The following is a 15,392-nucleotide window of genomic DNA, read 5'->3' on the forward strand; positions in this document are numbered from 1 at the left end:
CCCGGCGAAAGCCGCCGCCCGGGGGGCATGTCGAAGCGGATGCTAGGTTCGCTCCATGACGCTCGAATGACGCGGCCGGTCAGCGCGACGCCTTCTCAGCACTTCGGCGACCCGGCCTGCGCGCAGATCGGCACGAAGATCCGCGCCCCCGCGCGCTGCACCAGCAACGCCGCCGTGCCGTCGGCCCCCTCCAGCGCCTGGGCCAGGGCTTCGGCGCTGTCGATCGGCTGGCCGTTGAGCGCCAGGATGACGTCGCCCGGCTGCACGCCCGCGCGCGACGCCGCCACGTTCACGCGCTGTACCAGCAGCCCGCCCTCCACGCGCAGGAACTGCCGCTCGGCCGGCGCCAGCGGGCGCACCGCGAATCCCAGGCGCGAAGGCACCGAGGCCGCCGTCGCCGCCTCGCCCTGCAGGCGCGGCGTGTCGTAGCCCTCCACCTTCACCTCGACCACGTGCTCGGCGCGGTCGCGCCACACCATGAGGCGTGCGCGCTGCCCCGGCACCTGCTCGGCGATGAAGCCCAGCGCGTCGGCCGCCTGCACCACCTCGCGGCCCTGCACCGACAGGATCACGTCGCCGGTCTTCAGCCCGCCCCGCGCCGCCGCACCGCGCGGCTCCACGTCGGTCACCAGTGCGCCGGCCGGGCGCGGCAGGCGGAAGGTGTCGGCCAGCGCCTGCCCCACTTCCTGCACGGACACGCCGATGCGCCCGCGCGTGACGGTGCCGGTGGCCAGCAGCTGGTCCTTGATGCGCATGGCGGCGTCGATGGGAATGGCGAACGACAGCCCCTGGTAACCGCCGCTGCGGCTGTAGATGCGCGAGTTGATGCCGATCACCTCGCCGCGCAGGTTGAACAGCGGCCCGCCCGAGTTGCCCGGGTTGATCGGCACGTCGGTCTGCAGGAACTGCATCGACTCGGCGCCCGGCAGCAGCCGCCCCTTGGCGCTGACGATGCCGGCCGTCACCGAGTTGCCGAAGCCGTAGGGCGAGCCGATGGCCGCCACGCCGTCGCCGGGCTCCACGTCCGCCGGATCGCCGATGCGCACCGTGGGCAAGCCGGTCGCGTCGATCTTCAGCAAGGCCACGTCGGCCAGTGCGTCCAGACCGATGAGCCGCGCCCGGAACTCGCGCCGGTCGGGCAGCTTCACGCGGATCTGCGTGCCGTGCGCGACCACGTGCGCGTTGGTCAGGATGAGCCCGTCGGCGCTCACGAGGAAGCCGCTGCCCAGGCTGCTCTCGTCGGCCTCGGCAGGCGGTGCGCGCAGCAGCCAGCGATCGCTGAAGCGGCGCGCCGGCACCGACGGCCGCTCCACGCCGATGTGGACCACGGCCGGCCCGAAGGCCTTCACCAGCGCCGCGAGCCCCGGCACGGGCCAGGGCATGGCGGCGTGCAGCGGTATTGCAGCCGCAAGGCCCAGCAGCGCCACGCAAAGGCGCCGTGATCGGTCAGGTGCGCGCGACAAAGCTCAGCGTGAGTTGCAGCACCATCGGCTGGCGCATGTCGCGCGGCGGCGGCTCGGCCAGCGGCTGCGCGGTGAGCAGCGCGCGCAGGTCGGTGTCGGCCTGCGCATCGCCCAGCGAATCGAAGGCCACGCGCTCGACCTTGCCGCTGCCCGCGACCCACACGCGCACCACCACCGGCGCGGGCGGCACAGGCTGGCCTTCTTTCAGCATGCGTTCCTGCATCCACGTGTGCAGGCGCACCACGGTGTCGCTGGCCGGGTCGCTGAGCGACGACTGCAGCTGGTTGCTCGCGAGGTTGGCGTAGCTGATCCAGTGCTGCGGCACCTGCGGTTGCGGCTGTGTTTGCGCCGATGCGGCCAGGGGCGCGGCGACGGCGGACAGCCCGAGGCCGAGCCCGCCGAGCGCCAGGCGCAGGCGGCGCCAGCCGCGGGTCTTGCCGAAAGAAAAGGTCATGCGAGTTCCAATGAAAAAGTCGAAGAAGGACGCTCACCCGCACAGCACGCCGACCGCCAGGGTCGAGGCCCGTGCGGCGGGCGACTGTTGGGGGCCGAGCTGCGGTTCGCGGCTGTGCGTGTAGGCGATGCCGTGGGCGTCCAGGAAGTCGCGCAGGCGCGCCGCCGGCACCGCGCGCACCCGCGTCACGCCGCCCGCCACGCCCGCGGCCGAGGCCGCGCGGCTGAGCACCATGCCCGACGCATGCGGCGCGGCGGCGACACGCTCGACCACCACGCCGAGCAGCAGGCCGTCGGCGCCCAGCACCGCGCTGCCGCTGGCGCCGGGTTGCACGCCCGACAGCAGCTGCAGGCCTTCCACGCCGGGCACGGTCATGGCGTTGCTGAGCAACGCCCCGCGATCGGGCATGCGCTGCAGCACCGCGTAGGCCTCGGTGAACACGCCCACGCTGCCCGGGGCCGGCGTGCGCGCGTCCGCCGCGAGCGTGGCGTGCAGGTACGGCGTGAGGGTGGTGCGCAGCACCGCGACGTCGAGCTCGGCGCTCTCGGCGATCACCCGGGCCTGCGCCACCTGCGCGTCCTTGAGGGCGAACAGCGAACGGCAGTCCGCCACCGCATGGCGCGCGGTCAGCACGTCGCCGGCGGCATTGAGGAACACGCCACTGGCATTGGCCTCGGGCGACGCGCCATGCGCCGCACCGGCCAGGGCGGTAAACGCCGTGGCGAGCAGGAACGACGCCCACGGGCGCAGGCGGGCGGAAGACGACAGGAGGGGCATCGGGCGGGCAGTCACAGGGCTCTCAGTCCAAGACGAAATGGCGCGCCCTCGACTGTCGTTTGTCACAAAAATTTCATGAACCGCCGTGCGCCGCCCTGCCCCGTCACTGCCCCAGCAAACGCCGCTCCTGCGCCGTGAGCTTGGTCTTCTGCGCATCGCCCAGCGGCCCGCGCCCCAGCACCTGCACCGGGCTGTGCTCGTCGTAGCCCACCGGGCGCGCCGTGGCGCGGCCCGCATCGGACGGCGCCGCGGCACCGTCGGCAGGCTCGTTGCCGAAGCCCAGCACGCGCACCGAGAACACCGACGGCAGCGCCTGGCGCGCCGCAGCGCGTTCGCGCTGCATCGCCTCCTGCGCCGCGCCCACGGCCTGCGAGGCCGCCGCGCTGGCGTTGGTCAGCGCACCCACGTTCACCGAGGCCACCACCGGCAGCCCGGCCGACTCGCCCTTGACCTGGATGTTGGCCGCGTTCACCACCTGCAGGGCCGCGAGGTTCACGTTGCCCGACACGCGGATGCCCGCCTCGCCCGCGTCGATGGTGCCCAGCGGCGCGATCAGGTCCATGTCGCCCGCCGGCACTTCGGCGATGGGCGCCAAGGTGGCCAGGCCGGCGCCCGAGCTGGGCACCTGCGACGACAGCTTCACGTTGCCGATGTTGTCGTACACGCGCTTGGGCGGCGTGTAGACCAGCGTGGTCTTGGAGCCCCGGCCGGCGTTGATGTCGCCCTGCTCCGACCAGGCCAGCACGTCGCCGCCGAAGGTGGTCATCACGCGCGACAGGCCCAGCAGCAGGCTGCCTTCGCTGAACAGCTGGATGTGGCCCATGCCCTGCGTGATCACGCCCGCGCTGCCCGGCGGCACCGCGCCCTGCACGCCCACCACGATCTGCCCGCCCGGCGCGAGCATCTGGATGTCGCCGCCGAAATCGGTGTGCACGCCCGAGGGGCCGTACAGGATGATGTCGCCGGTGCGCACGATCTCCTGCCCTGCCGCATCGAGGTCGGGGAACAGCGTGGCGATCATGCCGCGCCCGCGCAGGTAGCTGCCGTAGCGCGGACCGTCCACGTCGTTGTACTCACGCCCGCCCGCACGCAGCTCGGCGAAATACACGCCGCGCAGGAACACGCGCTGCTGCTCGGGCGCCAGCGCCTTGAAGTACGCGAGCGCGCTGCCCGGGTCCTTCGCGTCGGCGCTGGTGGCGACGAAGCCGTAGCGTTCCTTGAGCCATGCGGCCAGCTCGGCGTCGTAGGTCTTCACCACGCGGCCCGGCTGGCTGGCCAGCGACTGGCCGGGGCCCGACTCGGCGCGCTTCGCGGGGTCGAGGTAGCGATCGGCGATGGCCGAGAAGTCCGGCCCGCCCACGCCCATCGGGCCCATGCCGGCCATCATCGCGATGCTCGCGCCGGGGCGCGTGTCGCCCTCGGCCAGTGCACCGCGGCTGACCACGCTGGCGCGGTCGTCCTGCGTGATGTGGCGGCCGGCCGAGACCTCCAGCGTGCCGGGGCCCGCCACCTGCAGGTTCGCGTACAGGATGTCGCGCCCGGCCTGCACCAGCGACACGTCGCGCGGGTCGTTGTTCACGATCAGCGCCTCGGTGCCGACGATGTCGCGCCCCGCGCGGATGCGCGCCGGCGCGGCCGAGCGGTACCAGGTCTCGCGCGCGGGTTCGCCGCTGGCATCCACCTTGCGCGCCGTGCCGCTGGCCAGGCCCAGGATGTCGCCGCGCACGGCGTAGAACAGCGAGGGCGGCGCATCGGCCGGGTGCAGCGCGCGGGGGCCCAGCGTGTCCGGCCCGAAGGCGAACAGCGGATGGCGGTCGACCTCCCCGTAGTTCGGCACGCTGGGCGATCCGACCATCGAGCCCTCCGGGCTGGTGTTGTAGACCACCGGCCGCTGGAAGCGGTCATAGCCCACGAAGGCGGGTGCCCAGGGCGTGGGCAGCGGCGTGACCGCGCCCGACATCCCCACCGGATAGCCGCCGCCGAACAGCGAGTTGCCCGCCAGGAACTCGAGCGCGCCCGACGGCGACGGCGCGAGCACCAGTGCGCGGCCGGGCGCCTGCGTGGCGGGCGTGGCCGAGAAGCCGTAGTACAGGCTGCCCGAGGCCGCCGTCGCGCGCAGGATCGACGGGTAGACCGTGACGTTGTCGCTCATGTTGATGTTGCCCAGGTACTGGCCGCTGGGCTGCCGGTTCGCCAGGTCGGTGCCGGGCGTGAGGTTGCCGCCCGCGCTGAACAGGTTGATCGCGGTGCGCTCGGTCCACAGCGTGAACCAGCCCTGGCCGATGCCGTACTCGGTGCCGCCCAGCCTGAACGCCGAACTGTTCGGCACCCGCGCGCGGCCCGCGTCGGCCACGCTCGTGAGCACCAGGTCGCCCGGCGTGTCCAGGTACATCGCCGAATCGCCCGGCACGAGCACGATGCCGGCATTGCCGATGCCGATGGTCGGGGCGAAGGGGTCGATGGGGCGCGTGTCCTTCGCATCGCCCTCCTGGCCCGGCTGCGAGAACGGGGACTTGCGGTAGCGCACCTCGACGCCGCCGATGGCGGAGGCCGACACGGTGGCCGCGCCGCGCAGGTTGACCAGGGCGCCGTTGAGGTCCTGGTACTGCGCATTGGTGCCATAGCTGGCGTACTGCGCCGCGGCCAGGTTCGGATTGACCACGCCGCCGATGCGCAGCTGCAGGTCGCCGCCACCGGTGAGCGTCAGTTGCCCGTTCGCGTCGACGCGGCCCGTGCTGCCGACCGCCGCCACGATGGCCTCGCTGCGCTGCCAGACCTGGCCGTTGCCCAGCCGCGTGGTGAGGCCCGCGTCGCCGCCCGCGCGCAGCGTGAGGTTGCCGCCGCCCAGCGTGCCCATGCCGGTGAAGCCCACCAGGAAGGGCTCGGGGCTGCTGTCGGTGCTGAACTGCGCACCGGCCGGCAGCGCGTAGGTGCCGAAGTTGATCCACCACGACGTCGCGATGCGGTCGCTGCCGGCCAGGGCCGTGCCCGATCCCTGGCGCCACAGCCAGCTGCCCACCGCGGCGCTCGGCGCCTGTCCGCGCTCGCCCCCGAAATGACCCCAGACGTCGCCGACGACGTTGCCGCCCACCGTGATGTCGAGGTTGCCGCCCTGCTCGGGGTACCAGGCCTGGTAGGCCGCGAGCGCAGCGCTGTAGTCCGCCGTCTGCGGGCCGATCACCGAGCCGCCGACGGCCTTGCCGCGTGCGAGGTTGAAGGGGTCGAGACCGTTGGCGTCGAGCAGCGGCGCCGAGCGCGTGCCGGCCGTGTAGACGCCGAACGGCGACTCCATGACGAAGTTGCCGGCCGCCGCCAGGCCCAGGTCGCCGGTGCCGGTGCGCAGCACGCTGAACATCGGCGACAGCGGCGTGTACTTGGTGACGTCCTTGACGGGGTTGATGACCGTCGTGCAGACGCCCGGCCCCCACTCGCAGATCGTGACGTATTCCGGGGACACCGGCGTGCCCTCGACGAAGCTCGGGTCCCAGTCGCGGCCGTTGGGCCCCCAGAAGTAGGAAAGGCGCGCCGGGTCGACCTTGCAGGTGCCCTCGCCGCCCCAGTCGCAGTAGCCTGCCTCGAAATCCAGCGGGTCCATCGGCGTTCCCTCGTCGTGGCCCCACATGGGCCCGTTCGGACCCCACACGAAGCCGCTGCCGCCCGGCGTGAGCCTGACGTTGTACATCGCGTGGCTGTCGGCCAGGATGAGCGCGCCGTGCTTGGCCGGATCGACCGCGCGGCGGTCGGCCGAGTCCAGGTCGGCGCCGGCCGTGAGCTGCAGGCTCCAGCTCGTCGCGCCCTGCCCCAGCATCGGTGCCACGGCCCAGTTGCGGCCCTGCACGCCGTCGACTTCGGGCCGCAGGTTGACGGCCGCGTCGTTCGGCAGCTGCACATCGGTCAGCGACGGAATCACCGCGCCGCGCGCCAGCGCGATGGTGCCGTCGGCCTTCATCGCGACCGGCAGGCGCACGCCCTTGGGCCACACCATCGCCTGCACGCTGGCCTCGGCGCGCAGCGCGGTGCCCGCGCCCAGCTTCATGCCGCTGTCCAGCACCATGGCCTCGCCCAGCACCGTGCCGGCCTTCAGGCGCACGCTGCCGTCGGCGTTGTAGACGTTGGCGCGCAGCACCGTGCCGGCGGGCAGCGTGTAGGCCGCGCCCAGCGTCACGGTCACGGGCAGCACCGTGCCGGCCGGCAGCACCATGGCTTCGGCGGGCACGTCGTAGTTGAGCAGCGCGTCCTTCGGGAACACGGTGCCCTTGTCGAGCACCACGCCGTCGATCGGCACGACGATGTCGCCGCCGTCGGGCGTGAACGGCGTGCCGAACTTCGTGCGCTGCTCGGTGAGGTACCAGCCCTTGTCGTCGGGCGTGGCCGGCGGCGGCGCGAAGCCGTCGTTGATGCTGCCGTACACGTTGAGGTTGCCGCCCGCGCGGATCACCAGCACGCCGGGCTCGCCGAAGCCGCGCCGCGCCGGGTCGGTGCGGTTCGCGCCCGGGCCGTAGCGGTAGCCCGAGAGGTCGATGTCGCCGACCACGCTCAGGTCGCCCTCGCCGGTGCTGCTGACGATCTCCACGCCCGGGCGCAGGTGGTAGCTGCCCAGGCCCGCCAGGCGCGCCGACAGCGAGGTGTTGGCCAGCGCCTTGTCGATGAAGGCGACGCTGTGGCCGTCGATCTCGTCGAGGTACTTCTGCGTGATGAGCTGCGGCACGTGGCCGGTCACGTCGGGCGCGTCCGCCAGCGGTGCGTCGCTGTAGGTGCGGAAGGCGTTGACGGCGATGGTCTTCGCGCCCTGGATGGCGGGCGTGCCGGCGACGTTCACCGCCACGTCGTTGTCGCCGCGCCGCGGCGCGTTCAGCGCGAGCGTGCCGCGCGATGCGCCGTCGTTGCCTTGCGCCGCGCCCACGGCCGTGCCCGCGCGCAGGTCGATGGCCGCGCCGCCGCCCAGCGTCAGCGTGCCGTGCGTGCTCGTGAGGTCGACGATGGCGCGGTTCGGGCTGTCGATGATCTTGCCGTAGCTGTCCACGCGCAGGCCGGTGGCGTGCGCGTCGAGCGTGCCGTTCACCGTGAGGTCGCCCTTGGCCGCGAGGCGGATCGCGCCCACCTGGAAGCCGCTGGCGTCGATGCGGCCGTTCACCGTGAGGCTGCCGCCGTCGAGCGTGACCTCGACCACGCGCGCCTTCACTTCGTCGCCGATGGCGAGGTCGCCCTGCTTGATCTGGAAGCGGCGCGCGCCCGTCACGCCGCCTTCGTTGAGGCGCGTATTCAGGCCCGCGAAGTCGGCCACGGTCTGGCCGCGCACGCTGATCTCGGCCGCGTCGTAGGGCACCACCGTGCCGCCCGCGTCGTACGTGCCGCTCGCGGTGCCGAGGAGGCGTCCGCCCAGGTCGATGCGCCCCGCGCCGGCGCCCAGCGCCGTCGCCTGCAGCGAGCCGCCGCGGTTGTGCGTGGCCGACAGGTCGATCACCGAACCCGCCGCCTGCGCGATGTTGCCGGCCGTGCTCGTCACCTCCAGGTCCCCGCCGCGGCTGTAGCGCGTCTGCTCGAAGAACTTCACGGCGCGACCCCCGAGGTCGATGCGCGACGCGGCGCCCAGCGTCACGTCACCGCTGGCCGTTAGCTGCAGCTTGCCCGAGGGCAGGCCCACCGTGCCGTCGATGGTGATGTTGCGGCCGGTGAGCGCCAGCTGCGCGCCCAGCGCCGCATCGCCGGCCGGCTGCGCGCCCGCCGGAGCGCTCACCACGATGTCGCCGCCCGCCGTGATGCGGTTGTTCGAGCCGGCCTCGCCGGTGAGCAGCGGGGTGCGCAGGTTCAGCTGGCCGCCCGTGAAGTCGTAGCCCTTGCCCGTCACGTACTCGCCCTGCTGGTGGTACACGGCCAGCGTGCCCTTGCCGTTGGCGGTGATGCGCTCGCTCGCGTTCAGGTTGACCGTGCCGAAGCCCAGCGCCAGGCGGTCTGCCGAGAAGCCCGCGTCGGGTTGCGTGCTGGGCGCGTGGCCCAGCACGATGCGCGCGGCCGACACGTCGAGCGTGCCGTGGCCCAGCAGGCTGCCGATGGCGCCACCCGGCGCGTTCTCACCGGGAAAGATCTGATCGCTGCCGGGCGGGCGCGGCGTGAGGCCGGTCCAGATGAACTCGCCGGTCGTGATCTTCGCGGTGTCGCCCGCGCCGCCGTAGCCGTAGATCGCAGGCGTGCCCAGCACCAGCCGTTCGATCGACGACACGCCGGTGACGGGGTCGAGCGTGTCCAGTGACACCGCGCCGTAGATGTTCACCGACTCGCGCGCGTTCAGCACCAGCGTCTCGACCGCGGGCACGCCCTCGCCCTTGTTGCCGGCCAGGAGGCTCGCCAGGATGCCCTGGTTCATCGACAGGCCCGACGGCAGCTGGCCGTTGGCCGCGGCCTGCTGCAGCGCCGCGTCGCTGCCCAGGTTGACCGAGGACACGGCCAGCATCAGGTTCTTCGCGCCGTAGCGCACGTTGTCGGCCATCGTGAACGAGCGGTTCGTGGCCACGGCCAGCGTGCCCTCGCCGTACAGGGTGGTCTGGCCGGTGCAGGCGCCGCTCGCGCACTCGCCGATCTGGACCGTGGCGGGCACGCCCTCGCTCACGGGAGGCATCAGGTTGATCCAGCCGTTCGACAAGCCCAGCACCGCAGTGCGGCCCGCCGAGAACACCACGCCGTCGGTGGAGTCGTAGGCCGGCGCGCCGGCGCCCAACGTGTTGAGCGAAGCGCCCTGCTCCACCTGGATGCCGTCGCCGTAGCCGCCGGCCACGAGGAAGATTTCCGCGCCGCGCAAGGTCGCGCCGCTGCGCACGACGACATGGCCGGTGTTCGAATTGAAGGTCGCGAAGTTGTCCGCGTAGCGCAGGTCGACCCTGCCGCCCAGGATCATCCGGGGGGCGCCGAAGGCGTTGAGCTGGTCGGCCTGCAGCGAGGCGCCCGTGAACCCGGCCGTGCGCTGCGCGCCCGGCGCCGTCACCTCGATGCCGATGCCATTCACCGACAGCGTGCCGCCGAAGCCCGTGCTGCCGGCCGCCGGGTTGAACAGCGCCTGGCCGTCGAACTGCAGCATCGACACGCCGTCCTTCGGCTTGGAATAGAAGTAGTCCAGCAGCAGGTTGCGGGCATCGGCCGCGATCTCGCCGCGCACGCCGCCGCGGCGTGCCGCATCGGCCGCCACGAAGGCGTCGTAGCCCATCTCGTTGTAGCTGGCGTGCTGCTTCACCAGCGCCGCCGGCGTGAGGACCAGCTGGTTGGCCAGCGACGACTTCACCGCCGTGTTCGCCACGCCCAACGTGCCGCTCGCCGCGTACGAGCCGTAGCCCACCGGCAGCGGCGCCGCGGGCTGCGCGGTCGGCGCGCCCACTTCCACGCGGAAGGCGCCGGGCAGCAGCGCGTAGGTCGAAGGCAGCAGCGTGTAGGTGCCGGCCTTGAGCCCGCCCACGTCGTGCTCGAGCGTGACCTGCCGGCCGACGGCCGGCTCGCCCGCGCCCGCGTCGGGAGACACCGGCGCGTAGCCGCCCTGGAAGCCCGGCACGATGGCGTACACGCCGTTGCCTGCCTTGCTGAAGGTGTTGGCCGGGTTGGCGTTGGCCAGCGGCGTGCGCAGCACGTCCACCGAACCGCCGCGACCGCTCACGAAGCCCGCGCCCGTGAGCTCGCCGCCGCCCGACAGGTCGAGCAGCGCGCCCTGGTGCCCGACCACGCTGTCGGCGGTGAGCAGGATGCCGCTGCTGCCGACGCCGCGCTTGTCGATGGGCGTGCCCGCCACGCTGTAGCCGATGCCGTCGGTCGTTCCGCCGTAGGGCATCAACAGCCCTGCGCCGCTGACCGAGGTGATGCTGCCCGGCAGCAGCTCGAGCAGGCTGGCGCGCGCCTCGAAGGTGCTGCGCCCGTCCTGCCCCACGATCAGGTTGCCCAGCGGCGCGCGCACGATGCCGCCCTGGCGCACCGTGCCGCCGCCGAGCGCGAGCGTGCCGAACGCCGACTGCGGCATGGCCACGTCGCCCTCGACCTGGCGGCGGATGTCCAGCACGCGGCCCTCGTCGTAGCCCGCGCGGATCTGCGCGTTGGCGCCGGTGGCGGGGTAGATCTGCGCGGCGGTGAGCGTGAGGTCGCCCAGCGTCGCCAGCTCGGTCGTGGTCGCGCCCAGCAGGCCGAGCGACGGGCTGCCGCCCAGCAGGCGCAGGTCGCCGCGGCTGGTCATGTGCACGGCGTCGAAGCCGCGGCGGTCCACCACCTGCGCGGGGCCGGTCTTCCGGGCGATCTCGCCGTGCGCGCCGAAGCCCACGCGGTCGCGGATGTCGATCAGGTCGGCCTCGGCCGTGAAGGTGGCCTCGCTCGTGCGCGTCGATGCGCCGTGGCGCCAGGTGGTGGTGTAGATCACCTCGCTGTCCTGCTTGGGCACACCGGTCACGCCGGCCAGCCGCAGGTAGGACGAGGCGAGCCGCACGTTCGAATCGGTCGCCGCGCTGTCGGCCAGCGCGAAGCTGCCGGCGTACAGGCGCAGGCTCTGCGCGGTCGTGAGGTCGACGTGGCCGTCGAAGCTCAGCAGGCCGTTGACCAGCAGCGAGAGGTTGCCGAAGCCGCCGTCCCGCACCTGGTCCGCGCTCAGGCGCCCCTTGCCGTAGGCCAGTGCCGCATCGGCCTGGCCCGGCTTGAGGGTGGCCGGCAATCCGCTGGACCGATGCGCCTGCGAGATCACCAGCTCGCGCGCCTGCCGCACGGCGTCGTCGACGGTGTAGATCTTCGAGAACACCGGCGCTTCGAGCGCCACCGCGAGCGTGCCGCCCGCCGCATTCGCGCCGCCCGCGTGGGCGCGCAGCGTGCCGTCCAGGTACAGGCTGTGCGCCGACTTGAGCACGATGCTGCCGCCGTCGCTGGCCACGTCGAGTTCGCGCCACAGGCCGCCGGCCGCCGGCACGTCGATGCGCGCATGGCTGCCCGAGGCATCGAGCAGCGCGCCGGGGCGAATCACGACCGCCACGTCGGGTGCGTTGGCTGCGCCCTTGGCCTCCCAGTCGAGCGCGCCGCCGATGGAGATGGTGCCGCCGTTGCGCACGCTGCCGTAGCGGCGGCCGTCGTCGTCGATGCCGGTCTGCGCGCGCGCCGCCACGTCGAGCACCGCGCCCTCGCCGATCCACACCGAGCGGTTGTGCGGCTGCAGCGAGGTGCTCACCGGTGAGTTGAAAGCCGGCGCCTCGATGCCGATGGCGATGCGCCCGCCCCAGGCGTTGAGCCGGCCGTCCACCACGACGCTGCTCTTGCCGCCGCCGAGCAACTGGATCGAGCGGCCCGGATCGACCGTCACCACCGCGCCCGCGCCGATGGCGATGTCTGCGCCTTCGGTGACACGGCGTTGCGCGCGCAGCACGAGGTCGGCGCCCTGGCGCTGCACGACCTGGCGGTTCACCGAGTCCTGTTGCAGCAGCGGCGGCGTCCAGAGTTGCAGCGCGATGCCGCCTTCATGGTCCGCACCGGCCCCGGGCGCGATGCGGTAGACCGGCATGGCCACGTCGAGCTGCGCGCCCGGCGCGACCGTGAGGCCCGCGTGGCCGTTGAGGTCATAGGTGGAAAAGCCCGACTGCAGGCGCGACGCATCGAGCACGAGCTGCGTCGCATCCGACAGCGCCGGGTCGAGGCCGAGCACCAGCGCATGGCCCGTTTCGATCTTCAGCGTGCCGCCGCCGTTCACGCCATGGCCGCGGATCTCGCCATCCAGCGACAGGCGCCCCTGCGCGTCGATGGGCGAAGCGGCCGAGTCGGCCACCAGCGTCACGTTGCCGCCCTTGCCGCCCCTTGGCTTGCCCTTGGCCAGCAGCGCGGCGCCCGACGACACGTCGATCAGGCTGCCCTGCCCGATCGTCACGCCGTGCGTCGATTCGAGGCGCACCGTGCCGCCGTCGATGGCGGCGAGCAGGGCCGTGTCTTCGGGGGCCGTGCCGACGTCGACGCGGCGCCCGCGCAGGTCGAGCACGACGCCGTCGCGCACCCGCACCCGCGAGCCGCCCTCGTCCATGAGCGCCTGCGTCACCGCGCCGGACACCGGCGAGGTGAAGACGTTGCCGGCCTCCAGCGTGCCGCTGCGCACCGTGACGTTCGCGCCGATGTCGATGAACGCGCCCAGCAGGTTCATGCGCCCGCCGTCGGCGAGCGTGAGCGCCTTCTCGACGTTGACGCTGCCGCGCGTGCCGATGTCGAGCACCGACAGGTGCTGCGCATTCAGGTGCGCCGCGTCGAGCCACAGCGTGCCGATGCGCTCGGCGGCCAGTGCGTCGGCCGCGGCCATCTGCTGCGTGACCGGCGCCACGTCGCCGAAGCGCACGTCGGTGTCGAACAGGTCGACGCGGCCCAGCGCGCCGTAGCGCCCCACCGCCAGCACGCCGCCGCGCGCCACCGCGCTCTGCGACTGGCGGTAGCCGTCGTCCAGCGCGGCGTCGCGGGCGCGCGTCTGCTGCGCACCGTTGAACACCTCGGCCACGATGTCGCCTTCGAGCACCGCCGTGGGCGCGCTCACCACCAGCCGGCCGGCGTCGCGCCCGACCGTGTAGCCGTTCTCCAGCGAGCGTTGCGGCGCGATCAGCGGGTTGTAGAAGTAGTCGGTGTTCTTCTTGCCCCAGCGCACGTGCTCGGCCTCGAAGCCCTTGTAGACACCGTCGAAGAGCATGTCCGACGGGGCCTTGTCCAGGCTGTACAGGCGCCCGTCGCTGCCCTTGAGCCAGGTCTGGTTCAGGAAGCCGGTCTGCACGTTCAGCGAGCCGCCCGACAGGTTGACGTTCGAACCCGCCTGCGTGACGACCTCCGCGCCGCCCAGCACCACGGTGCCGCCCTGCGCAGCCCATTCGCCGATGCCGTGGCCCTGGTTGCCCAGGTAGCCTCCCACCTCCAGCAGGCCGCCCGCCGCGTACCAGCGCTCGCCCTCGTAGCCGCCCACACCGGGCGCCACGCGCACCAGCTTGCGCCGGTCGATCCACACGTCGCTGTTGAACAGCTTGCCGCTCTCGCGGTTGCGCGGGGCGTCGCGCGTCTCGTTGCCCTGCACGCTGACCTTGACGTTGTTCGACTCCATCGTCACGTTCACGCCCACCGCGCCCGACACATCGAGGCGCGCCTTGTCGGCCACGAAGCTGCGGCGCGCGGCGCTGGCCGCGATCTGCCCGCCGGTGGCCAGCGTGAGCGACTCGCCCTCGAAGCGGATGTCACCGCCCGAGACGATCTCGATGCGCGACTGGTCGCGCCGGTCCGACAGCCGCGAGAGGTTCTCGAAGAGCGCGGGCGGCACGAGCGCGCGCGCGGCGTCCTGCGCGGCCGATTCCTTGATGAGCGCATCGCGCTGGCTGTCGAGCGCGCTGGCCTTGCCGTCGTCCTCGACCAGCACGGCCGTGACCGCGCCGTTGCCGACGGCCACGTTGCCGCGCGTGTCGGCGGCCGAGTTCAGCAGGTGCACCGTGCCGCGCACGGCGACGGTGGAGGTGGCCAGCGCCACGCCGTCCTGGCGCACGTCGCGGCCGGCCAGCGTGAGGTCGCCTTCGCGCGCCACGATGAGGCCGGTGTTGCGCACCGTGCCCGCCGTGCTGTCGGCCACGAACTGCGGCGCGATCTCGTTGCCGCGCGTGGTCGAGAAGGCGTTGGCCTCGGTGCCCATGCCCTTGCGGATCACGAAGCTGTCGCCCGCCGCGAGCTGCGCCTGACCCTTGCGCGCGGCGATCTCGCCGGCGTTGGCCACTTCCTTGCCCAGCAGCAGCACGTAGCCGCCGCCCTGCGTGACGGAGGCGGGCTCCTTGGTGGTCAGCCGTGCGCCGGCCTGCACCTCGACCTTGCCCTGGTCTTCCTTGCGCGTGGTGAAGCTCGGTGCGGTGTCGTTCGAGTAGATGCCGCGCGCCTTGAACTGGTCGTCGCCGATGTGGGCGGCGGCGGCCACGAGGTTGCGCGTGTCGGTCTGGCTGGTGCCGCTGAACACGATGCCGTTGCGGTTGGCGATGAGCACCGTGCCGTCGGCCTTGATCTGCCCCTGGATCTGCGAGGGCCGCGCCTTCGGGTCGTTCACGCGGTTGAGCACGGCCCAGTCGGCCTGCTGCTTGAAATCGACCGTGGTGTTGCGCCCGACGTTGAAGGTCTCCCAGTTGAGGATGGCCTTGTCGCCGGTCTGCTCCACGGTGACGACGGTGCGGCCGTCGACCTGCTTCTGCGAATCGCGGTTGAGCGCGCGGGCGTTGAGCCAGCCGGCGCTGAGCGAGTTCGTGTCGACCTTCAGGCCGCCGTCGGCCAGGCCGTCGGGCACCGAGGGTTCGTTCAGCGCGGCGGCGCGTGCGGCGGCCTGTGCGGCCTGCTGCGCGGCAATCGCCTGCGCCGCGAGGCCCAGGTTGCCGAGCGACTGGCGCAGCTGCTCGTTGGCCTTCTGCTGCTGCGCCAGCGGGTTCGTCAGCATCGAGGCCGGCGTGCCGTTGGGCAGGTAGCCCGTCGCGGCGGCCGTGCCCTGCGTCACGTTCTTCTGCGCCATCCACGCGGCGCTGAAGGCGCGCTGCGCCTGTGCATTGCCCGCCAGGCCCGCCATGGCCAGCGCGAGGGCGGCGGCGTGCGCGACCGGCGCGCGGCGGAATGTCTTGTTGCTCATGTCATACCCCAGAGAAAAACCGTTCTGGAGAAGAGACCGGGCTCACCGGATGCGACCGACACGCGCAGCACGAAAGTTCGGGAGA

4 protein-coding genes are annotated in these 15,392 nt (G+C 72.8%); all 4 read right to left on the reverse strand.

Annotated features, from left to right (window positions below; genetic code table 11):
- Window positions 1–95: 95 nt before the first annotated feature.
- The 4 genes from AC07OH_RS10875 to AC07OH_RS10890 all read right to left on the reverse strand — a co-directional run bounded on the left by AC07OH_RS10875 (window position 96) and on the right by AC07OH_RS10890 (window position 15,307).
- Window positions 96–1,382 (reverse strand): trypsin-like peptidase domain-containing protein, encoded by a 1,287-nt coding sequence (locus AC07OH_RS10875; RefSeq protein WP_495300614.1) that lies wholly within the window; start codon window positions 1,380–1,382, stop codon window positions 96–98.
- A gap of 64 nt (window positions 1,383–1,446) precedes the next feature.
- A complete protein-coding gene (locus AC07OH_RS10880; RefSeq protein ID WP_489058537.1) occupies window positions 1,447–1,917 on the reverse strand; it encodes a YbaB/EbfC family DNA-binding protein in 471 nt (156 codons plus the stop codon).
- Between the two features lie 33 nt (window positions 1,918–1,950).
- Window positions 1,951–2,694 (reverse strand): S1 family peptidase, encoded by a 744-nt coding sequence (locus tag AC07OH_RS10885; protein ID WP_495300615.1) that lies wholly within the window; start codon window positions 2,692–2,694, stop codon window positions 1,951–1,953.
- Window positions 2,695–2,797: 103 nt separating this feature from the next.
- Window positions 2,798–15,307: a filamentous hemagglutinin family protein gene (locus tag AC07OH_RS10890; protein WP_495300616.1), complete on the reverse strand. Its 12,510-nt coding sequence runs from the start codon at window positions 15,305–15,307 to the stop codon at window positions 2,798–2,800.
- Window positions 15,308–15,392 lie beyond the last annotated feature (85 nt).

Source organism: Variovorax sp. GW821-FHT10C12 (assembly GCF_059415405.1).

Coding starts and splice junctions, on each gene's coding strand:
- AC07OH_RS10875 (WP_495300614.1), bottom strand. CDS start 1,382: ATGCCCTGGCCCGTGCCGGGGCTCGCGGCGCTGGTGAAGGCCTTCGGG.
- AC07OH_RS10880 (WP_489058537.1), bottom strand. CDS start 1,917: ATGACCTTTTCTTTCGGCAAGACCCGCGGCTGGCGCCGCCTGCGCCTG.
- AC07OH_RS10885 (WP_495300615.1), bottom strand. CDS start 2,694: ATGCCCCTCCTGTCGTCTTCCGCCCGCCTGCGCCCGTGGGCGTCGTTC.
- AC07OH_RS10890 (WP_495300616.1), bottom strand. CDS start 15,307: ATGAGCAACAAGACATTCCGCCGCGCGCCGGTCGCGCACGCCGCCGCC.